This window comes from Enterobacter cloacae complex sp. IR53030 (assembly GCF_049238365.1).
GTDB lineage: Bacteria > Pseudomonadota > Gammaproteobacteria > Enterobacterales > Enterobacteriaceae > Enterobacter > Enterobacter kobei.
Window position 1 is genome coordinate 19,490 of sequence record NZ_JBMKHA010000002.1, and the last position, 21,987, is coordinate 41,476.

The 21,987-nt window shown below is 53.2% G+C and carries 18 protein-coding genes and 1 pseudogene; 11 read left to right on the plus strand and 8 right to left on the minus strand.

Going from position 1 to position 21,987, the window contains the following annotated elements; translation table 11 throughout:
• The first annotated feature begins 2 nt into the window (after positions 1–2).
• Together ACOTXR_RS01945 and ACOTXR_RS01950 are read left to right on the plus strand one after the other, a co-directional pair.
• Complete coding sequence (locus ACOTXR_RS01945) at positions 3–1,085, plus strand: ABC transporter ATP-binding protein (RefSeq protein WP_200923891.1); 1,083 nt, start codon at positions 3–5, stop codon at positions 1,083–1,085.
• A 193-nt stretch (positions 1,086–1,278) separates the two neighbouring features.
• A pseudogene (locus tag ACOTXR_RS01950) lies at positions 1,279–2,019 on the plus strand (OmpG family monomeric porin); the annotation flags it as partial.
• 34 nt (positions 2,020–2,053) lie between these two features.
• Here ACOTXR_RS01950 and ACOTXR_RS01955 read toward each other — a convergent pair.
• The gene (locus ACOTXR_RS01955; protein ID WP_014884048.1) at positions 2,054–3,064 is read right to left on the minus strand and encodes a LacI family DNA-binding transcriptional regulator; all 1,011 of its coding nucleotides are present in this window, start codon (positions 3,062–3,064) and stop codon (positions 2,054–2,056) included.
• Positions 3,065–3,219: 155 nt separating this feature from the next.
• On the opposite strand from ACOTXR_RS01955, the gene ACOTXR_RS01960 reads away from it, so the two are divergent.
• The 3 genes from ACOTXR_RS01960 (at position 3,220) to tyrR (ending at position 7,320) form a co-directional block, all read left to right on the plus strand.
• Entirely contained in the window at positions 3,220–4,617 is a 1,398-nt protein-coding gene (locus ACOTXR_RS01960) for a YcjX family protein (RefSeq protein ID WP_045282162.1), read from the plus strand.
• A complete protein-coding gene (locus ACOTXR_RS01965) occupies positions 4,614–5,666 on the plus strand; it encodes a YcjF family protein (RefSeq protein ID WP_045268221.1) in 1,053 nt (350 codons plus the stop codon). The genes ACOTXR_RS01960 and ACOTXR_RS01965 overlap by 4 nt, the downstream gene beginning before the upstream one ends.
• Before the next feature lie 112 nt (positions 5,667–5,778).
• Positions 5,779–7,320: a transcriptional regulator TyrR gene (gene tyrR, locus ACOTXR_RS01970; protein WP_014884045.1), complete on the plus strand. Its 1,542-nt coding sequence runs from the start codon at positions 5,779–5,781 to the stop codon at positions 7,318–7,320.
• Between the two features lie 33 nt (positions 7,321–7,353).
• Here the strand turns inward: tyrR and ACOTXR_RS01975 are convergent, their stop codons facing one another.
• Positions 7,354–8,562, minus strand: coding sequence for an aldose 1-epimerase family protein (locus ACOTXR_RS01975; protein WP_023337357.1), 1,209 nt, complete (start codon positions 8,560–8,562; stop codon positions 7,354–7,356).
• Between the two features lie 275 nt (positions 8,563–8,837).
• Positions 8,838–9,344 carry a thiol peroxidase gene (tpx, locus tag ACOTXR_RS01980; protein ID WP_045135272.1) on the minus strand — a complete coding sequence of 169 codons (507 nt, stop codon included), beginning with the start codon at positions 9,342–9,344 and terminating at the stop codon, positions 8,838–8,840.
• A gap of 107 nt (positions 9,345–9,451) precedes the next feature.
• Here tpx and ycjG point away from each other — a divergent pair, with 107 nt between their 5' ends.
• Complete coding sequence (gene ycjG, locus ACOTXR_RS01985; RefSeq protein ID WP_058689907.1) at positions 9,452–10,417, plus strand: L-Ala-D/L-Glu epimerase; 966 nt, start codon at positions 9,452–9,454, stop codon at positions 10,415–10,417.
• On the opposite strand, the gene mpaA is transcribed toward ycjG, so the two are convergent.
• Complete coding sequence (mpaA, locus tag ACOTXR_RS01990) at positions 10,408–11,121, minus strand: murein tripeptide amidase MpaA (RefSeq protein ID WP_058689908.1); 714 nt, start codon at positions 11,119–11,121, stop codon at positions 10,408–10,410. The two genes, ycjG and mpaA, sit on opposite strands and share 10 nt — an antisense overlap.
• A gap of 185 nt (positions 11,122–11,306) precedes the next feature.
• On the opposite strand from mpaA, the gene ACOTXR_RS01995 reads away from it, so the two are divergent.
• Positions 11,307–12,923 (plus strand): peptide ABC transporter substrate-binding protein, encoded by a 1,617-nt coding sequence (locus ACOTXR_RS01995; RefSeq protein ID WP_058689909.1) that lies wholly within the window; start codon positions 11,307–11,309, stop codon positions 12,921–12,923.
• A 94-nt stretch (positions 12,924–13,017) separates the two neighbouring features.
• Here ACOTXR_RS01995 and ACOTXR_RS02000 read toward each other — a convergent pair whose 3' ends face one another.
• The 4 genes from ACOTXR_RS02000 to ACOTXR_RS02015 form a co-directional block, all read right to left on the minus strand.
• On the minus strand, positions 13,018–13,581 hold the full coding sequence (locus ACOTXR_RS02000; protein WP_023330522.1) for a DJ-1/PfpI family protein: 564 nt from the start codon (positions 13,579–13,581) through the stop codon (positions 13,018–13,020).
• A gap of 113 nt (positions 13,582–13,694) precedes the next feature.
• The gene (locus ACOTXR_RS02005) at positions 13,695–13,835 is read right to left on the minus strand and encodes an Ecr family regulatory small membrane protein (protein WP_014884038.1); all 141 of its coding nucleotides are present in this window, start codon (positions 13,833–13,835) and stop codon (positions 13,695–13,697) included.
• Between the two features lie 74 nt (positions 13,836–13,909).
• Positions 13,910–15,142, minus strand: coding sequence for a sensor domain-containing diguanylate cyclase (locus ACOTXR_RS02010; RefSeq protein WP_058689910.1), 1,233 nt, complete (start codon positions 15,140–15,142; stop codon positions 13,910–13,912).
• A 91-nt stretch (positions 15,143–15,233) separates the two neighbouring features.
• Complete coding sequence (locus ACOTXR_RS02015) at positions 15,234–17,363, minus strand: putative bifunctional diguanylate cyclase/phosphodiesterase (protein WP_032636332.1); 2,130 nt, start codon at positions 17,361–17,363, stop codon at positions 15,234–15,236.
• A gap of 455 nt (positions 17,364–17,818) precedes the next feature.
• Here ACOTXR_RS02015 and ACOTXR_RS02020 point away from each other — a divergent pair, with 455 nt between their 5' ends.
• The 4 genes from ACOTXR_RS02020 (at position 17,819) to dbpA (ending at position 21,960) form a co-directional block, all read left to right on the plus strand.
• On the plus strand, positions 17,819–18,961 hold the full coding sequence (locus ACOTXR_RS02020) for a methyl-accepting chemotaxis protein (RefSeq protein WP_078309852.1): 1,143 nt from the start codon (positions 17,819–17,821) through the stop codon (positions 18,959–18,961).
• Positions 18,962–19,117: 156 nt separating this feature from the next.
• Positions 19,118–20,101 (plus strand): zinc transporter ZntB, encoded by a 984-nt coding sequence (gene zntB / locus ACOTXR_RS02025; RefSeq protein ID WP_014884034.1) that lies wholly within the window; start codon positions 19,118–19,120, stop codon positions 20,099–20,101.
• Between the two features lie 275 nt (positions 20,102–20,376).
• Entirely contained in the window at positions 20,377–20,559 is a 183-nt protein-coding gene (locus ACOTXR_RS02030; RefSeq protein WP_000025608.1) for a hypothetical protein, read from the plus strand.
• 27 nt (positions 20,560–20,586) lie between these two features.
• Positions 20,587–21,960: an ATP-dependent RNA helicase DbpA gene (gene dbpA / locus ACOTXR_RS02035; protein WP_014884033.1), complete on the plus strand. Its 1,374-nt coding sequence runs from the start codon at positions 20,587–20,589 to the stop codon at positions 21,958–21,960.
• Positions 21,961–21,987: the final 27 nt, after the last annotated feature.

The following is a 21,987-nucleotide window of genomic DNA, read 5'->3' on the forward strand; positions in this document are numbered from 1 at the left end:
TTATGGCTCAACTGTCTCTAAAACATATTCAGAAAATCTACGATAACCAGGTCCATGTGGTTAAAGATTTCAACCTCGAAATAGAAGACAAAGAATTCATTGTGTTCGTTGGTCCATCGGGATGTGGTAAATCCACGACCCTGCGCATGATTGCCGGGCTGGAGGAGATCAGCGCCGGTGAGCTGATCATTGACGGGGTCTGCATGAATGATGTCCCCGCTAAATCTCGCGATATCGCGATGGTCTTCCAGAACTACGCGCTTTACCCGCATATGACGGTCTACGACAACATGGCGTTTGGCCTGAAAATGCAAAAAATAGCGCCTGCGGTGATTGAGGAGCGTGTTAACTGGGCGGCGCAGATTTTGGGGTTACGTGATTATCTCAAGCGTAAGCCAGGCGCACTGTCCGGTGGCCAGCGCCAGCGCGTGGCGTTAGGCCGGGCGATCGTGCGTGAAGCCGGTGTCTTCCTGATGGATGAACCGCTGTCCAACCTTGATGCCAAGCTTCGCGTGCAGATGCGTGCTGAAATCAGCAAGCTGCACCAGAAGCTTAATACCACCATGATTTATGTTACCCACGACCAGACGGAAGCCATGACGATGGCCATCCGCATCGTGATCTTAAAAGACGGCATTATTCAGCAGGTCGGGGCGCCGAAGCAGGTGTACAACGAGCCGGCCAATATGTTTGTCGCAGGGTTCATTGGCTCACCGGCGATGAACTTCATTCGGGGTGCTATCGACGATCGTTATTTCGTAACGGAAACGTTGCGTCTGGAGATCCCTGAAGACAAGCTGGCCGAACTGAATGCGCAAGGTTACCAGCGTAAAGCGGTCGTCTTCGGTATCCGTCCGGAAGACATTCTTACCCTGCAGAGCAGCGGAGAAGACATCACGGCGAAAGTCAGCGTGGCTGAACTGACCGGCGCTGAATTTATGCTTTATGCCACCGTAGGGGGGCATGAACTGGTTGTCCGTGCAGGTGCAGCGAATGACTACGTCGCCGGAGATAATATTGGCATCCAGTTCGATATGAATAAGTGCCATTTCTTCGACGCTGATACAGAAGCGGCTATTAGATAAGAAAGATGTTTGCCGGAAATGCAAATTTCCGGTTTTTTTGTTGGTTAATTAGAAAGGGAATATCTCATGAGTACTCTACTAAGGAAGGTGCGAATAAGTCACCAAACGCAAAAAAACGCCTATGTAAGTGATTGAATTTAATTGACTAAAAGTTTCATTTTCGTTGCGGAGGGTACTTATTCGCACCCTCCTTAATGCGACCTGGGATGCCTGGACAATTTCTCTGGCGATGTATCAGGAAGGGCCCGTTGATTACAGCAGCATGACGCGCGGAACCTATTTTGACCGTCCGGAATTTGAATTACGCTATCGCTTTATTGGAACCGATGATTTTACTTTTGGTCTGACCGGCGGCTTCCGTAATTATGGTTATCACTTTAAAGATGAGCACGGTGCCAAAGACGGCAGCGCAAATATGCAGCGCTACAAAGTCCAGCCAGACTGGGATATTAAATTAACCGATGACTGGCGCTTTAGTGGCTGGCTTGCCATGTATCAGTTTGCTAACGATCTGGAAAAAACCGGTTATGCTGACAGCCGTGTTGAGACCGAAACGGGCTTTACCTGGACTATCAATGAAACCGTCTCCGCAAAAGTAAATTACTATTTAGAGCGCGGTTTCAATATGGACAGCTCACGTAATAACGGCGAGTTTTCCACGCAGGAAATTCGCGCCTATCTGCCTGTTTCGTTGGGCCAGACAACCTTAACGCCTTACACCCGCCTGGGGCTCGATCGCTGGTCAAACTGGGACTGGCAGGACGATCCTGAGCGTGAAGGGCATGATTTCAACCGCCTGGGCATGCTGTATGCCTACGACTTCAACAACGGTTTATCCATGACGCTGGAATATGCGTATGAATGGGAAAACCACGACGAGGGCGAGAACGACCGCTTCCACTATGCGGGCGTGGGTGTGAATTACGCGTTCTGATACATCACTCACCAGGGGCTATTCGCCCCTGGTGTTAGCGCAGAGAAGCCGCTAACACAAAGTGGGTGTCGACAAGCACTTTTTGCGGGGCAGGTTGACCACCAATGCGCCTGAAGAGCAGATCGCAACTCTCTTCACCCAGCTTGCGAGTGGGGATGTCAAACCCACCTGGCGCTGGCGTAAGAATGAGAGAGAGCATCGGGTCGCTGTATCCGGCTATCACGACCTGCTCAGGGATCATCAGATTTAACTCATCCGCAGCACGATAGAGGCTTAGCAACTTCATGCTGTCGGTGGCGAATACCGCATCAGGAGGAACTGGCGAGGATAATAATGTAATCGCCGCAGCGAGTGCACTCTCGTGGGTATAACCACCATCCATGATCCAGTCGGAATGAATAGCAATATTATGTTTTGCCAGACTGGCTTTATAGCCCGCCAGACGATCAATTGAAACGTGGTAATCAAGCGGTGCATGCAGACAGGCAATTTTCCGTCGCCCATTTTTAATGAAGTTATCCGTCAGCGTGGCGCTGTCATTAAAATTATCCGTATCGACGGAATAGATATTCTGATAATCACCTTCCACTTTGCCAATGACGACGACGGGTACGCCATACGCATCCAGCGTGCTGAAAAAAGATTCATTTGCCGGTGAACTCAGCATGATGACGCCTTTGATCATTTTCTGCTTTATTTTGCTCACACATTTCAGCAGATCGTCTTCGCTGCTTTTGGATGTTTGCAAAATAACGTCAAAACCTTCTTCTTCCGCTTTTGTTGTAATCGCATGAAGAACATCAGAGAAAAAAGGGTTACCGGCTGTGGTTTTGGTCGAGCGGGTCGAAATAACCATAATGGCATCGAAGCCAGAAGAGGTCAGTGCGCGGGCCAGTTTGTTGGGCTGATAATTTAATTCGTCTATCGCCTTCAGCACTTTATCACGTGCTTCGGGGGATATATTCGTTTGTTTATTCAGAACGCGGGATACGGTTGATTTCGATACGCCCGCAACCCGTGCGATATCATAGATGGTGGGTGACATACACCTTACTCACTCCGGACTGACAGCAATGCCGCTCATCTTACTGGAGAGAAAACGGCAATAGCAATAAATAAGAATTGATAATCAACGATCTGCCCCCATTTATTGTATTCTGAAGCCATGCATTCCAGGCTTCCGGGCAATGAAGGATGGCGATGAAGCGACTTAAGAACGAACTCAATTCACTGGTGAACCGTGGCGTTGACCGACATCTGCGCCTGGCCGTCACCGGGCTAAGCCGCAGCGGCAAGACGGCATTCATAACGGCGATGGTAAACCAGCTCCTGAACCTGCACGCCGGAGCGCGCCTGCCGTTGCTCAGCGCCGTAAGAGAAGAGCGTCTGCTGGGCGTTAAGCGCGTCCCTCAGCGCGATTTTGGTATTCCTCGTTTTACCTATGACGAAGGGTTGGCACAGCTCTACGGGGATCCGCCCACGTGGCCGACGCCGACGCGAGGGGTGAGTGAAATTCGCCTTGCGCTGCGTTTCCGCTCAAATGAATCCCTGATGCGCCACTTCAAGGATACCTCCACCCTGTATCTGGAAATCGTCGATTACCCGGGCGAATGGCTGCTCGATTTGCCGATGCTGGCGCAGGACTACCTCAGCTGGTCCCGTCAGATGACAGGGTTGCTGCAGGGACAACGCGCTGCGTGGTCAACGAAATGGCGAGCGCTGTGTGAAGGCCTGGATCCGCTGGCACCAGCGGATGAAAACCGTCTGGCGGCGATTGCCGAGGCCTGGACGGACTATCTTCATCAGTGCAAACAGGAAGGGCTGCACTTCATCCAGCCGGGTCGTTTTGTCTTGCCGGGGGACTTAGCCGGAGCGCCCGCGCTGCAGTTCTTCCCCTGGCCAGATGTGGACGGCGCCGGTGAATCGAAGCTGGCCCAGGCCGGTAAACACACGAACGCCGGGATGCTGCGCGAGCGGTACAATTACTACTGCGAAAAAGTGGTCAAAGGATTTTATAAAAACCACTTCTTGCGTTTCGACCGCCAGATTGTGCTGGTAGATTGCCTGCAGCCGCTTAACAGCGGGCCGCAGGCATTTAACGATATGCGCCTCGCGCTGACCCAGCTGATGCAGAGTTTTCACTACGGGCAGCGGACGCTGTTCCGTCGTCTTTTCTCGCCGGTGATCGACAAGCTGCTGTTCGCGGCCACGAAAGCCGATCACGTGACGGTCGATCAGCATGCCAACATGGTTTCTCTGCTGCAGCAGCTGGTGCAGGATGCGTGGCAAAATGCCGCGTTTGAAGGGATTAGCATGGATTGTCTTGGGCTGGCCTCCGTCCAGGCGACGCAGAGCGGGCTGATTGATCTCAACGGCGAGAAAATACCGGCATTGCGCGGGAATCGCCTCAGCGACGGTGAGCCGCTTACGGTCTATCCGGGCGAAGTGCCTGCCAGGCTGCCGGGCCAGGCCTTCTGGCAGAGCCAGGGTTTCCAGTTTGAAGCCTTCCGCCCTCAGGCCATGAGCGTCGATCGGCCGTTACCACACATCCGTCTGGATGCGGCGCTGGAGTTTTTGATTGGAGATAAATTGCGATGACGGAACCGTTAAAACCACGCATAGATTTTACCGGAACGCTTGAGCATGCGGATCGCGAAGCGTTTAAAACGGCGCAGACGTTCAGCGGTACGCAGGCAGAGAACTTTGCCCCGGCACTGCCGGACGATCCCGCGGTTGAGGAGGGGCCAGCGGAGGCGGTCGTGGAGGCCGCTTTGCGTCCAAAACGCAGTGTGTGGCGCAGAATGGTCACCGCCGGTCTGGCACTGTTCGGCGTCAGCGTGGTCGGGCAGGGCGTCCAGTGGGCGATGAACGCCTGGCAAACGCAGGACTGGGTCGCACTGGGCGGATGTGCCGCAGGTGCGCTGATTGTTGGCGCGGGCGTGGGGTCTGTTGCGACCGAGTGGCGACGTCTCTGGCGTCTGCGACAGCGCGCGCATGAGCGTGATGAAGCGCGGGATCTCCTCCACAGCCACGGAACCGGCAAAGGCCGCGCGTTTTGTGAGAAACTGGCCAGCCAGGCCGGTATCGATCAGTCGCATCCGGCGCTTCAGCGCTGGTATGCCGCCATCCATGAAACGCAGAATGACCGGGAAGTGGTAACGCTCTATTCCCATATGGTTCAGCCGGTACTGGATGCCCAGGCGCGACGCGAGATTAGCCGTTCTGCGGCAGAGTCCACGCTGATGATTGCCGTCAGCCCGCTGGCGCTGGTGGATATGGCGTTTATCGCCTGGCGTAACCTGCGTTTGATTAACCGTATCGCTCATCTCTACGGTATCGAGCTGGGTTACTACAGTCGACTCAGACTGTTCAAGCTGGTGTTACTCAATATCGCCTTTGCTGGTGCGAGCGAACTGGTGCGTGAAGTGGGCATGGACTGGATGTCGCAGGATCTGGCTGCGCGTCTTTCGGCTCGCGCTGCGCAGGGTATTGGCGCGGGCTTACTGACGGCGCGTCTGGGTATCAAGGCGATGGAAGTGTGCCGACCGCTGCCGTGGATCGATGGCGATAAGCCACGGCTGGGGGATTTCCGACGCGAACTGATCGGCCAGCTTAAAGAGACGCTCAATAAAAAACCTGCTCCGTGAGGTTTTGTTCACTTATCGTGCTGGCTGTCAATATTTGTTGACAGCCATCTTCCGGTTCACCGTGTTCTGACATATCATTTTAACGTTACTGGCTTAAAACGGTGAATTTCCCATGCGTCTTGAAGTCTTCTGTGAAGACCGTCTCGGTCTGACCCGCGAGTTACTCGATCTTCTTGTTTTACGTAGCATTGATTTACGTGGCATTGAGATCGATCCTGTCGGGCGAATTTACCTCAATTTTGCCGAAATTGAATTCAATACCTTTAGCAGTCTGATGGCGGAAATCCGCCGTATCGCTGGCGTTACGGATGTGCGCACTATCCCCTGGATGCCCTCCGAGCGAGAGCACCTGGCACTGAGCGCGCTGCTGGAAGCCATGCCTGAACCGTTCCTCTCTCTGGATCTGAAAAGTAAAGTCGAGCGCGTTAACCACGCAAGCTGTCAGCTATTTGCACAGAGCCAGGAGAAGCTCAGCAATCAACATGCCGCACAGCTGGTCCCGGGTTTTAACTTCCAGCGCTGGCTGGACAGCAACCCGCAGAATACCCACAGCGAGCATGTAGTGATAAACGGGCAGAATTTCCTGATGGAGATCACACCGGTTTATCTGAAAGGGGAAAGCGACACCCGCGTACTGACCGGTGCCGTGATCATGCTGCGCTCGACGTTACGTATGGGCCGCCAGCTGCAAAACCTCTCCAGCCAGGATGTCGGCGCATTCAGCCAGATTATTGCCGTCAGCCCGAAAATGCGTCATGTGGTTGACCAGGCGCGCAAGCTCGCCAGCCTGACCGCGCCGCTGCTGATTACTGGTGATACCGGTACCGGGAAAGATCTGCTGGCTCACGCTGTGCATCTGGCAAGCCCGCGTGCGGCAAAACCGTATCTGGCACTTAATTGCGCCTCTATCCCGGAAGATGCTGTCGAAAGCGAACTGTTTGGACACGCGCCGGAAGGCAAGAAAGGGTTCTTCGAGCAGGCTAACGGCGGCTCCGTGCTGCTGGATGAGATCGGTGAAATGTCGCCGCGCATGCAGGCCAAGCTGCTGCGTTTCCTGAACGACGGAACCTTCCGCCGCGTCGGTGAAGATCATGAGGTGCATGTGGACGTGCGCGTCATCTGTGCCACCCAGAAAAACCTGGTGGAACTGGTGCAAAAGGGGATATTCCGCGAGGATCTCTATTACCGCCTTAACGTCCTTACGCTGAACATTCCACCGCTGCGCGATTGTCCGCAGGACATCATGCCGTTAACGGAACTGTTTGTCGCCCGCTTTGCCGACGAGCAGGGCGTCCCGCGTCCGAAGCTTTCTGCCGATCTCGGCACGGTGTTAATGCGCTACGGTTGGCCGGGCAACATCCGTCAGCTTAAAAATGCCGTTTATCGTGCACTCACCCAGCTTGAAGGGTATGAACTGCGTCCGCAGGATATTCTGCTGCCTGATTACGACGCCGGAACGGTATCGGTAGGTGAAGAGGCGATGGAAGGGTCGCTGGATGATATTACCAGTCGCTTTGAACGCTCCGTCCTGACGCAGCTTTATCGCAGCTATCCAAGTACTCGCAAACTGGCAAAACGGCTTGGCGTATCGCATACCGCGATTGCGAATAAGCTGCGTGAGTATGGTTTGAATCATAAGAAGGGTGACGAATAGCAAAAAGCCTCTGTAAAGAGGCTTTTTTAATGTTTATTCTTTCGCCAGCGGTGTGGTCACGATTTCTGTTTTTGTCTCTCCCTGAATGGCCGCAATCCTGTTTTCAACCTCTTTCACCTGTTGCGGGCTATGAAGCAGGGTATAGGTGAGATCAAACTGCGCGCTGGCCCCTGGCTGTAATTGCTTAACCCGTTTCTGCTCACGTTCTATGGTCACGGGGTAGGCGTAGCTCGTACCCGGCTCAATCCCCGTAACATACCCCTGCTTTGGCGTATCGGTATTTTTCCATAAGGTCAGCACGGGTAGCTGGCGTGTATCAAACTGAATTGACGCGCCTTTATCGCCGGCTTTGTTGACCACCGCCGCGAGGGTTTCGTGGTTGTTGTCCGCAAGCGGTTTGATGTTAAAGACCATCTCATCAAAGCCTTTTGTCGGCCCGGCATAGGTTTGCCAGTTGTCTACGCCCGCTTTAGCGTAATCGTTGAAGGGGCTCACGCTTACCGCCGGAGCAAGGAAGCGTGCGCCTTCTTCGAGGATCGGCGTCCCGAAGTTACTGTGATAGATGATTTGATAGTCATGAGGGTAATCGGCATGGTTTGTCAGGACATCATGCAGGCTGAACTGGTTAGTGCCTGGAACGTAACGCAGTTCGGTCATGGTTTGCAGATCCGCTTTTTTAAACGTGCTCTCTTTGATTAACCCGCGAATACGAATTTCATACGGGGCGGTATCCGCAACGTCAACTTCGACCTGAGAAGCCGGGGTATTACCGGCCTTGCCGTGAAGCGTATAAATCTGGCCGTCAGCCGTGACCGGATGTCCCGTCCACTCATAACCACAGCGGACCATCATCTCATTGAATCCTTCCAGCCAGCCGAGGCCGTTTCGGCTTTCCAGATTTATATACGCCGGGTTAACGACCTCTTTAACGGGAGAATTCCACCCCAGTCGGGTACCAAAACCTTCCACATGCAGAAGATTCATTCCGCGCGTCGGGCTCAGGGTAATTGTCAGACCGTTTTTACTGCTGATAATGATAACTTTACTGCCTTCCTGCTTTCCGCCGTGCAACACTTTCTGCTCAATGCTGAACGTTTGGTCGTTAATTTTCAGCTCATCGCTGGAAATCTTCCAGTTTCCTTTTTCTACGCTGCTTTCAGCGCTGGTCAGCACCCAGGTTTTTGCGGCGGCGTGACCCGAAACCATTACCGCAAGGAGCGTTAAAGCCAGTTTTATTTTCATTTTGATCCCTTTTTGCTGAAACGATTATTTGATTTCGTAAGCAAATCTAATGTTTTGCCGTAAAGGGAAATGTGATGGGCTTCACTGAGGGCGAAGATGATAAATATTAACCAGTATTATGTGGGAAAGATCGCGTTATTGTTGAGTTGCTGATATTTATTTGCATAAATACTGTGAAGTTATCATATTTATGCTTTAACGATTCAGCGTGTGGGTAATAAAAAACCCCGCCATCGCGAGGTTTTGAAAACGCAGTATAAATTGCTAAGTCACTGTTATGCTTTAAGCGTGTCCAGTGCGGCGGTGTAATCCGGCTCGGTCGTAATTTCGTTAACCAGTTCGCTGAAAAGGACAGTGTCGTTTTCATCAATAACCAGTACAGCGCGTGCAGCCAGACCTTTCAGTGGACCTTCCGCGATGCTAACACCGTATTTTTCGAGGAAATCCGGGCTTCGCAGGGTGGAGAGGGTGATAACGTTGCTCAGGCCTTCAGCGCCGCAGAAGCGGGACTGGGCGAACGGCAGGTCAGCGGAAATGCACAGCACCACGGTGTTGTCCATTTCGGTGGCCAGCTGGTTGAATTTACGCACGGAGGCAGCGCAAACGCCGGTATCAATGCTTGGGAAAATGTTCAGCACTTTGCGTTTACCCGCAAACTGAGCCAGTGTGACGTCAGACAGATCTTTAGCCACCAGAGTAAAAGCCTGCGCTTTGCTGCCAGCCTGCGGAATGGAACCTGCAACAGCAACCGGGTTGCCCTGGAAATGAACGAGTTGTGACATAGATATCTTCCTGTTTACATATAGTTAACGTCGGGGCTAGTGTATGCCATCAGCAGATAACACGGCAAACCAATTTTTTCGCCTTTCCGGGCCGCAAGGAGTCAGTGATGAGAAGCGTTAAGGCCTATGAAGAAGCCTGGCCATTGCATACCCCGTTTGTGATCTCTCGCGGCAGCCGAAGCGAAGCCAGCGTGGTGGTCGTTGAAATCGAAGAGGACGGTTTTAAAGGCGTGGGCGAATGCACGCCTTATCCGCGCTATGGGGAAAGCCTCGCGTCGGTCATGGCGCATATCATGACGCTGGTTCCGGACCTGCAAACCGGACTTTCTCGCGAGGCGCTCCAGCACCGTTTACCCGCCGGGGCCGCGCGCAACGCCATTGATTGTGCGCTCTGGAACCTGGAAGCGGCGAAACAGCAAACATCGCTGACGTCATTGCTGGGCGTGGTGCTGCCGGAATCGGTGGTTACCGCGCAAACGGTGGTAATCGGTGAGCCGGAACAGATGGCCGCCAGCGCAAAAGCGCTCTATGACGCCGGTGCAAAGCTATTGAAAGTGAAACTCGACGATCGCCTGATCAGCGAGCGAATGGTCGCTATTCGCTCAGCGGTTCCCGCCGCCACGCTCATTGTTGACGCCAACGAATCCTGGCACCCGGAAGGGCTGGCCGCACGATGTCAGCTGCTGGCCGACCTGGGGGTCGCCATGCTGGAGCAGCCTCTGCCAGCAGAAGATGATGTGGCGCTGAATAATTTTATCCATCCATTGCCCGTCTGCGCGGATGAAAGCTGCCATACCCGGGAACGTTTGAGCGACCTTCAGGGGCGCTATGAGATGGTCAATATTAAGCTCGACAAGACCGGCGGCCTGACAGAGGCGCTGGCCCTGGCGGAAGAGGCCCGGGCGCAGGGATTTGCGCTGATGCTGGGCTGCATGCTCTGCACGTCCCGGGCGATCGGTGCGGCGCTACCGCTGGTTAATCAGGTCCGTTTCGCCGATCTGGATGGCCCGACGTGGCTGGCGGTTGATGTGTCACCCGCGCTTAATTTTACCAGCGGCGTGCTTCATCTCTGAGGCTGCCAGCGTAAAAGATCCATCATGGCTTTTAAGTACTTTTCGCTGGCTTCGTCGGACGAGATCGCCGGGAATTCAGCGGTAATGCAGGGCAGGCTCAAATCGGCGCACCAGCTACCGAATGATCCTGGCGTTTCATAGCCGACGCTGGTGACGAGTGGCAGGGCAAATGCTTCCGCCAGCCAGGCGCCCAGCTCGGAGTGACGCGGATCTTCAATACACGCCAGCGGATCGTGGAAAGAGACAATCCATGCAGGGTGGATCTTATGGATGAGCTGGCACAGCGCCTGGGTTTCAGGCTCCGAGCCCGGTTTATCTCCCGTCAGCAGAACCACATCACGCTCCTCGGCGGAGCTGTTCCAGCGATAAACGGTTTCTCCGGCGCGCCAGTTTGCTGCCGGGAAATTACGATTTAAGTCCACGCCTCTCGCATTGGCGCGTAGACCGAGCTGACAGCCGTCCGGGTTAACCGCCAGAATCACGTGATGACGCCGCAATGAGGGCGTTAGTGTCCGCAGCGCGCATGAAAGCGTCACGATGGAGGAGTTTTCGTCACCGTGCGTGCCGGCAAGAATCAAGCCGCTGTCGCGGTCGGCATCGGGGGCGGGGAACCAGATCAACGATGCGCCTAAAAATGAGCGGCCATATTGCTCAGCGCCCGGCGGAAAGGCGCCGCGTTCCGCTCTCGGTCGGGTGGTTGTCATACGAAATCCTGATAAAAAGATCACTACTCGCAGTGTTGTGCAAAACACGCGGTTAATCAAATAGTTTCCGAAATGGTTGAGAATTGCCTTAAATCACTATTCGGGAGTAAGTTATTTGCATTTCTTTTTGTCGAAACAAATAATTACGCATCTGCTTGTTACCTGAATTCATTAAAGGGGATCTTATGAAGCATCCTGTTTCGCGTCTTTTTGCCGCACTGTGCCTGTGCGGACTCTCTTCACTCTCTTTCGCTACGGATGTGCCACAGGGTACGGCACTGGCGCAAAAACAGGAGCTGGTCAGACACATTAAAGACGAACCGGCTTCACTCGATCCGGCAAAAGCGGTGGGGCTGCCAGAGATTCAGGTGATTCGCGATCTCTTCGAAGGTCTGGTGAATCAGAATGAGAAAGGGGAGTTGACGCCGGGAGTGGCAACGCGCTGGCAGAGCAACGATAACCGCATCTGGACATTTACCCTACGCGATAACGCGAAGTGGTCCGACGGTTCGCCTGTCACCGCCCAGGATTTTGTCTACAGCTGGCAGCGTCTGGTTGATCCGAAAACGACCTCTCCATTTGCCTGGTTTGCTGCCCTGGCGGGTATCAACAACGCGCAGGCCATTATTGATGGTAAAGCTGCACCCGATACGCTTGGCGTAACGGCGGTCGATGCCAGAACATTACGCGTCCAGTTGGACAAACCGCTGCCGTGGTTCAGTAATCTGACGGCTAACTTTGCCTTCTACCCGGTGCAAAAAGCCAACGTAGAAAGTGGTAAAGAGTGGACCCGTCCGGGATCTCTGGTCGGCAATGGTGCCTATGTCCTGAATGACCGCGTGGTGAATGAAAAACTGGTTGTCGTCCCCAATACCCACTACTGGGACAATGCAAAAACCGTCCTGCAAAAGGTCACCTTCGTACCGATTAACCAGGAATCATCGGCCACCAAACGTTATCTGGCAGGTGATATTGATATTACCGAATCGTTCCCAAAAAACATGTATCAGAAGCTCCTGAAGGATATTCCGGGACAGGTTTACACGCCGCCTCAGCTGGGCACGTATTACTATGCGTTCAATACGCAAAAGGGCCCAACGGCCGACTCCCGCGTTCGCCTGGCGCTGAGCATGACCATCGATCGCCGCATTATGGCGGAAAAAGTGTTAGGCACGGGAGAGAAGCCCGCATGGCACTTCACGCCTGACGTGACGGCCGGGTTCACCCCGGAGGCCTCGCCATTTGAGCAGATGTCGCAGCAGGAGCTGAACGCCCAGGCGAAAACCTTGCTGCAGGCCGCGGGGTATGGCCCTCAGCGTCCGCTGAAGCTGACCCTGCTGTACAATACTTCAGAAAATCATCAGAAGATTGCCATCGCGGTGGCGTCCATGTGGAAGAAAAATCTCGGTGTGGATGTCAAACTGCAAAACCAGGAGTGGAAAACGTATATTGACAGCCGTAATACCGGTAACTTTGATGTGATCCGCGCCTCCTGGGTGGGCGATTACAACGAGCCATCGACCTTCCTTTCACTGCTGACCTCAACCCACAGCGGTAACATCTCGCGTTTCAACGACCCGGCCTACGATAAAATTATCCACCAGGCGACGCTGGAAACCACGGCGAAAGCGCGCAATACGGACTACAACATGGCGGAAAAAATCCTCACGGAGAAAGCGCCTATCGCGCCGATTTATCAGTACACCAATGGCCGCCTGATTAAGCCGTGGGTGAAAGGCTATCCTATTAATAACCCGGAAGACGTGGCGTATAGCCGGACGATGTATATTGAGAAGCACTGACGGGAGAGAATGACCTTGTCGCACTGAAAACTGGCGCATTCTGGCGCCAGTTTTTACTTATGCCCGCGCGTGCCGCTGATGGGCAGCACCACTGTTACTCCAGCAAAGCGCTAAACTTCGCCAGCCACTGTGGATGAGCGGGCCAGGCGGGGGCGGTGACCAGATTACCGTCTACATGTGCCTGGTCGATGCCGATACTGGCGTAGTGTCCACCGCTAAGACGCACTTCAGGCGCACACGCCGGGTAGGCGCTGCAGGTTCGGCCTTTAAGTATGCCGGCAGCAGCAAGCAGTTGCGGACCATGGCACACGGCGGCGATTGGCTTACGTGCCGCGTCAAATGCCTGCACCAGCTTGAGTACATCGTCATTTAACCGCAAATATTCTGGCGCTCTACCGCCCGGGATAAGCAGTGCGTCATAATCCTGCTCCCGTGCGGCGGAAAAGTCAGCATTGAGGACAAAACGGTGGCCGGGCTTTTCGCTGTAGGTCTGGGCACCGTCGAAGTCATGGATTGCCGTCATGATGTAGTCCCCCTTCGGTTTGTCGGGGCAAACGGCATCCACCTGATGACCAATCATCTGTAATGCCTGAAACGGGACCATGGTTTCATAATCTTCGGCGTAATCGCCCACCAACATCAGGATTTTCTTGCTCATCTTTCCTCACCTTTATTTATAGAGATGATTAAGATATAGCCTGGTATGGCTCAATTGCCGGAAATAAAAAAGCCCGTCAGAGCACAGGCAATATAAGCAAATGAATTATTGCACTACAGCGCATCGAAGGTCGGGTACAGGGTATTTTCCAGATATTCAACGAAATACCAGATCTCACCGCTAAAAATAAACCACAAGCCAAATATAATAAGGATGAAAATGATTAAGGTGAGTATTATTTCAGTCTTTCCCATTGTAGCGACTACCCACCTGTCAGTGATTTACATAAGTGGGGCATTGTAATGACGCTTTCCCGTATACTCCAGTCTCATGCCGCAAGGACTTTATTACGTCCATCGTTTTTGGCGCGATAGAGCGCGTCGTCTACGCGTTTAAACAGCTCATCAATACTCTCTTCCGGTTCATGCCTTGCCACACCAATGCTGACGGTAAAACGGGGTAAGCCGGGTATGGTGATACGGGTTACCGCCGCGCGGACGGATTCGGCAATCTTCAGGGCAGTGTCGAGAGAGGTGCGCGGCAGGAGGATGACAAACTCTTCCCCTCCCCAGCGAAATACGAGGTCATCCTGCCTGCTGCAGGCTTCCAGCGTGCGGGAAAGGGCGATAAGCACCTCATCACCTTTCAGATGGCCGAAGAGGTCGTTGATGTTTTTAAAATGATCGGTATCCACCAGCAGCAGGCTAAATTGCTGTTGCGCGGAAAGGTGGCTCAGGTTGGTTTGATCGATAATATTGTAGAACTGGCGTCGGTTAAGTAAGCCTGTCATTGAGTCACGTAACGCAGCATTTTCCAGCTCCAGCTCGAGCCTTTTTTGTTCGGTGATATCATGGATGATGCACAACATCAGTTTGTCACCGTAAATCTCAATGGGCCCCGCGTAGGTCTGGACATGGCGGGTGGTGCCATCGGCAAGACGGTGAACAAAATTAAACGGCTTATGTCCGCCGGGCAGTGCGGCAATCTCCGTCATAATGGGCATGACACCTCTCCCCAGGGTATTTATCTCCCAGGTGTGTTTATTGCACATTTCATCATGCGAATAGCCATAAAAGCTGAGCGCGGCCAGGTTTGCATCGACAATTTGCCCGTCGCGAGCTGGGTCGATTAACAGCATTGGCGCACTGTTGGTCAGGAAAAAACGGGCGTAAAAACCCTGTTTTTTACGCTGATAGGTTGTGGAACGGCTGGCTTTCAGGCCTGATGGGGCCTGAGAAGAAATCCCTTCAAAAACGATAACATCGCCATAAGGCGTGAAGTGGGAGAGAGAGAGGCGGCAGCTTAACGGTGTATCTTGCCCGGCACGGCTAATCGTCCAGATCTCGACAATATCGTGATCGTTTTTCAGTTCAGGAACATACATCGACAACACGCTTTGCGCACTTGCGGAACAGGTGCCTTTACGCAAGCCATCCAGTGTTTTATTACCCATCAGCTGTGTTGCGGCCACATTGGCAAAAATGATCTGTTCTGAAACAGGAGATATGAGCCACACGGGCGTTTTAATTGCATTCAGCGCATCAAAACCATTTTGCGACATAGGCATTTCCTGTTCATCGGCATCTTATGCCTGACAATCACGTCAGATTAACTCGCGTCCACTCTTCTGAAACATACGCTATTCAATCCTGTCAGGCATGATTTTTTTGTGAAATAAATGCGGGATCCGTATGAATTTTACTCATGGGTATAATTTGTTTATCTGAGTTTTTCTGTAGCAGCAGCCACGGAACCTGTTCCGCAGGCAATGGGCGGGAGAAAAGGAACCCCTGCAGATAGTCACAGCCAAGGCTGGTCAGTATCGCCTGCTGTTCGTCCGTTTCAATGCCCTCAGCAACGACATTCATCTCCATGGTCCGGGCGATATTAATAATGGTTTCCACCAGCTTGCGGCTTTTCTCGTTTTCCAGCATAGAGGTCACAAAACTCTTATCAATTTTTAGCTCTTTTGCCGGGAGAACGCTTAACATCAGCAGGTTAGAATAGCCAGTACCAAAATCATCAATAGAGACGGTGACACCCGCATGGTTAAAGGCGTTCAGGAGCTCGATACTGCGGTCGAGATTTTTAAGCGCAGTACTCTCTGTTACCTCCAGAATCAGCCGGGAGGGAGACAGATTATATTTTTCCAGCATCGACGAGACGATGTGAAAGATATCCGGCTGTTCGAACTGAACGGGGGATAAATTGAGCGACAATGTCCACTGACTGAAACCCTGTTCCGTCCAGAAATGAAGCTGCCGACACGCGGCCTCAATCGCCCAGTTGCCAACCGGAATAATCAAACCCGTTTGTTCCAGCGTGGGTAAAAACAGTCCCGGCAGCAAAACGCCTTGCTCCGGATGACGCCAGCGGAGAAGAGCTTCAAAACCGTGGATCGTCTTATCTTCCGCGTGCCAGGTTGGCTGATACCAGAGCTCAAACTGATCGCGTTCCAGGGCCTGAGAAAGCGCCTGCAGAAAACCCGGTTGCGCCGGTACTGTTGTTGACATCTCCGGACGGTAAATTGCCCAGCCGTTACGTCCATCCTCTTTAATATGTTGTAAGGCTGCATCAGCCTTAAACTTCAGTTCATGTAGCGTTTCGCCATCTTTCGGATAGAGGCTGACCCCCGCGCTGATGGTGGTGTTTAGCGTGTGACCGCAGAGTGAAAGCGGGCGGCGCATATCCGCGAGGAGGGTGGTGAGCAGGGTATTAAGCTTTTCATCATCACATTCGGGAACCAGCAGGATAAAAGCATCCCCGCCCAGTCTGGCCAGCGTCATCTCACGGGTAAGCCGGGACGTAATGCGCTGGGCAATAGTGATTAGTAACTCATCACCCACGCTGTGGCCCCAGGTATCATTCACGCGTTTGAAGTGATCGACATTCAGGAAGATCACGGCAAACTGTTTCTTGCTCAGCAAGGCGCTGCGAAGACAGTCCTGCATTCGGATATCCATCTGATGATGGTTTGCGAGCCCGGTGAGGGCATCGAAGCGAGCCTGAAGCTCAAGCTGGCGATTGAGTTGTCGCAAATTGTCCGTCAGCCGGGTGGTGCGCCAGTGCGAATCGATTAGTGAAATAATTAACATCACGCCAAGAAGTGAGAGCGTGGTGACGGAAACCCATATGGATAATCCCAGCTCGCCGATCCCGCCGGGAAGCGTGCGTGCCATCTCATGGAAATGCGCGGCACTCATGCCCGTATAATGCATTGCGCAGATGGCGGCACCCATGACTAAGGCCGCGAGAATGCGATTTACAAAGACCCCTTTGTGCTTATCCCGGAGACGAAAAGCCAGCCACAACGCCACACCGGAGGCGACAACCGCAATTACCACGGACAAACCGACAATCCGCTGATCCCAGAGGATGCTTCCCTCCAGCATCAATGCGGCCATACCGATATAGTGCATCGAGACCACGCCAGCGCTGAGAATGATCGTGGCGACTGTCAGTCTAAACAGGGAGAGGTGTTTGCCCGTAACGGCAATATTAATGGCCGTTGTGGAGGCTATAACCGCCGCACCAAGTGAGGCCAGGGTTATCCAGAGGTCGTAGCTCATCATCATGGGCATTTGCATCGACAGCATGCCGATGAAATGCATTGACCAGATCCCGATGCCCAGCGTTACGCCTCCGGCAATCCGCCAGAACAAAGCCGCTTTTCGGCTGGAAAGGGGAATTTTCCCGGCGCTGTCCAGAGCTACAAAGGAGGCGATAAACGCCACCAGATAAGAGACAGCAATCAACACAGGGTCCCACGATATATTGAGCATTATGCAATCCCACGCCTGAGAGGGTTACCGATTTCGCCTGCCGGCACATTTTTATCGGGCAACGAAAATGCGCATTCAAACCATATTAGTTATTTATCGTGAAAAATGACCAGTCATATAACAACTCTATACTCACCGGGAATATAAAATATATTCTCGTTTTTAACTTATTAAGCATTGCTAAACATAGACCACTATCACTAGCAAAGCGCCTTAAATACGTGGACGAACGAATCGTCTCGTCGCAGGTGATGGTATCGCTTAACGTGGTTGTGAACCAGTATCACAGCATTCGGCGCAGCACATTTTTACTAATACGCTTTTTTTACCTGACTTAAGCTAAATATCGGGTGCGTAACGGCGAAACGAGAAACCAGCGCGTTAGGTGAGGACAAACGCAAAAGTGAATGCTATAAGTCTTAATGCCGACCAAAATATAAGTTGTGGGTAAAATCATGCTAAGAAATATTAGTGTCAGGACCTTCATTGCCTGGTTCCTGTTATGCCTTTTTTTGGTAAATGCAGGTATCGTTGCTCTATTTTCCAGCAATTTCTCTCTCTTCATTTCGATTAATCTGGTTAATTTCGTTGCGCTGTTTTTGCTCTGGAGTTATATGACGAAGTTTCTTGTGACGCCGATCAATACTGTGAAAAAAAGTATTGAAGAAGTGACCGCAGGTAATCTTGGTGTCTCAATCCCTGAGTTTGGCAATAACTGCGCGGGACGATTAATCCCCGGAATTAATAGTCTTTCCAGCAACATTGCGACGCTGGTGCGTGAGATCAGGGCGTCATCTCAAAACGCCATGACCTTGTCGGATCAACTCTCTGCCCGTAGCGCTCAGCTCTCGGTGAAAACCGAGCAGCAGTCTGCCTCTCTGGTGCAAACCGCTGCCAGTATGGAGCAGATGGCGGCAAGCACCCGAAACAATGCCGATAACACCCGTCTGGCGAGCGAGCAGGCAAACGTCGCGACATTGCAGGCGCGTAAGGGAGGAGAGCTGATGGAGCAGGTTGCCAGCAATATGCAATCCATAACCGAGTGCGCGCAGCAGATGACGGAAATTATCTCCCTAATCGACGGGATTGCATTCCAGACAAATATCCTGGCGCTTAACGCGGCGGTTGAGGCGGCGCGGGCGGGCGATCACGGCAAAGGGTTCTCCGTCGTCGCGGAAGAGGTGAGAAACCTGGCACACCGCAGTGCGGAGGCCGCGAAAAACATCAAGACGCTGATTGACGTCACCAGCAGTAATGTTACCCAGGGTGCCAGCGTCGTGTCGGAAGCGGAAAAGAATATGCATGAAATCGTGACCGGTTCCGGCAATGTCAGCCGGTTGATGGATGAGATTTCTACCTCGACCGCTGAGCAGGAGAAAGGCATTTACCAGATCACCCTGGCGCTGTCTGAACTGGAGCGGGTCACGCAAAGTAACGTCGCGATGGCGGAGGAACTCAATGGTTCCTCTGATGTCCTGCGTAATCAGGTGATTGAACTGCAAACGCGGACACGCAATTTCAGGCTTGAGCAGGGATACTCGCCGTCATCGTTGACCGGCCCTGCACCTTTCCTCCAGCGGCCCGAGCACTCGCTCTGACAGCACTTCAAAGCCTGGCATGCCAGGCTTTTCTTCTCCTGAAACACAGTATGTACAATTCCTGAGCGATTTCAGCGCCATGCGAGACATAGTTGTTGCTTAACCCCCGACGGAAGCTAGACTGACATCGAAAGAGCTAAACAGGGGGGAGGCGCAGTGGAGAGCATTAAAGGATCAGAACTTAACGTTCCTGACGCAGTTTTTGCGTGGGTGCTGGACGGTCGCGGCGGTGCCCGGCCGCTGGAAGATAATGATGTCATTGATAAAGAGCATCCCTGCTGGCTACATCTCAACTATACCCATCCGGAAAGTGCTGACTGGCTGGCCACGACCCCGTTGTTGCCCAACAACGTGCGCGACGCCCTGGCAGGAGAAAGCCTGCGCCCACGTGTGAGCAGAATGGGTGACGGAACGCTTATCACCCTGCGCTGCATAAACGGCAGTACGGATGAACGTCCCGATCAACTGGTGGCGATGCGCGTCTATATGGACGACGGGCTGATTGTGTCCACCCGCCAGCGGAAGGTCCTGGCGCTGGACGACATTGTGAACGATCTCAAAGAGGGAACCGGACCGGTCGACTGCGGAAGCTGGCTGGTGGACGTCTGTGACGCCCTGACCGATCATGCGAGCGAGTTTATTGAAGAGCTGCACGATAAAATCATCGACCTGGAAGATAACCTGCTCGATCAACAGATCCCACCGCGCGGCTTTCTGGCGTTATTGCGTAAGCAATTGATCGTGATGCGTCGCTATATGACACCGCAGCGGGATGTGTATGCCCGTCTGGCCAGCGAAAGACTCAACTGGATGAATGACGATCAGCGCCGCAGAATGCAGGACATAGCTGACAGACTCGGCAGGGGACTCGATGAGATCGACTCCTGTATCGCGCGAACGGCGGTGATGGCGGATGAAATTGCTCAGGTGATGCAGGAGTCACTGGCGAGAAGAACCTATACGATGTCTCTGATGGCGATGGTCTTCTTACCCAGTACCTTCCTGACAGGGCTGTTTGGCGTCAATCTTGGGGGGATCCCCGGTGGTGCTTACCATTACGGCTTCACCGCGTTTTGCGTCATGTTAGTTGTTTTGATTGGTGGTGTTGCATGGTGGTTGCATCGTAGTAAATGGCTGTAAATTTACGTTTTTTTGCCCTTTTGCAGAGATTAAAACGCTCTTTTAATTGAGCGAAGTCAATAAACATCAGCCCGGCAAGGTGCAATATTACTCCCGCAGGTGAATGCAACGTCAAGCGATGGGCGTTGCGCTCCATATTGTCTTACTTCCTTTTTTTGAATTACTGCATAGCACAATTGATTCGTACGACGCCGACTTTAATAGTCGGCTTTTTTTTGCCTCCTGTTTCTCAGCGTCTACCCTAAAAGGGACGACAACCAAGCCTGGAGGGAAAGATGAGCATTTTACTCGCTCTGCTCGTGCAACAATCGCGTCAGTCCGACCCTGTTCCCACCGATCCCGTGCCGATGCCCGATCCCATACCGCGTCCGCAACCGATGCCCGATCCGCCGCCGGATGAAGAACCGATTAAATTGTCGCATCGAACCCTGAGATCTGCGAGGATACGCGCCATCTGACCGTAAAGATCACCACGAGAGACTACTGTGACCGCTTTTTCTACCCTGAATGTTCTGCCTGCCGCCCAACTCGACAACCTCAACGAGTTGGGATATCTCACGATGACGCCTGTTCAGGCGGCCGCGCTGCCCGCTATCCTTGAGGGCCGCGACGTACGCGTGCAGGCGAAAACCGGCAGTGGGAAAACGGCCGCATTCGGTCTTGGTCTGCTGCAGCATATTGACGCGTCGCTGTTCCAGACTCAGTCGCTGATATTGTGCCCGACCCGCGAGCTGGCAGACCAGGTCGCGGGTGAACTGCGTCGCCTGGCGCGCTTTATGCCCAATACCAAGATCCTGACGCTCTGTGGTGGACAGCCGTTCGGCGCACAGCGTGATTCGCTCCAGCATGCGCCACACATTATTGTCGCGACGCCTGGCCGCCTGCTTGATCACCTGCAAAAAGGCACCGTTTCGCTGGATGCATTAAGCACGCTGGTGATGGATGAGGCGGACAGAATGCTGGATATGGGCTTCAGTGATGCCATTGATGAAGTGATCCGCTTCGCGCCGGACGATCGCCAGACGTTGCTATTCTCTGCGACCTGGCCTGAAGCCATCGCCGCAATCAGCGGTCGCGTGCAGAAAAATCCGCTCACTATCGAGATAGACAGCGTCGACGCGCTCCCGGCCATCGAACAGCAGTTCTTTGAAACCTCACAGCAGGGAAAAATCCCGCTCCTGCAGAAATTGCTGAGCCAGCATCAGCCTGCGTCGTGCGTGGTGTTTTGTAATACTAAAAAAGACTGTCAGGCGGTGTGTGATGCGCTGAATGCGGCGGGGCAGAGCGCCTTATCTTTGCATGGCGATCTGGAACAGCGCGATCGCGATCAGACCCTGGTGCGTTTCGCCAACGGTAGCGCCCGTGTTCTGGTGGCGACCGACGTGGCGGCGCGCGGTCTGGATATCAAATCCCTTGAGCTGGTAGTGAACTTTGAGCTGGCATGGGATCCCGAAGTCCACGTCCACCGTATTGGCCGTACCGCACGTGCAGGAAACAGCGGTCTTGCCATCAGCTTCTGTGCGCCGGAAGAGGCGCAGCGCGCTAATATTCTCGCTGAAATGCTGCAGATCACGCTGAACTGGGTGAATGCACCGGGCAGCGTTAAACTCGTGCCGCTGGAGGCCGAAATGGCGACGCTGTGTATTGATGGCGGCAAAAAAGCCAAGATGCGTCCGGGTGATGTGTTAGGGGCATTAACTGGCGATATCGGTCTGGAAGGGGCGGATATCGGTAAGATTGCGGTTCATCCGGCGCATGTTTATGTGGCCGTGCGTCAGGCAGTTGCCCATAAGGCATGGAAGCAGCTGCAAAATGGCAAGATTAAAGGTAAAACCTGCCGCGTACGTCTACTGAAATAAGGCATAAAGCGTCTCAGAAGATCTTTC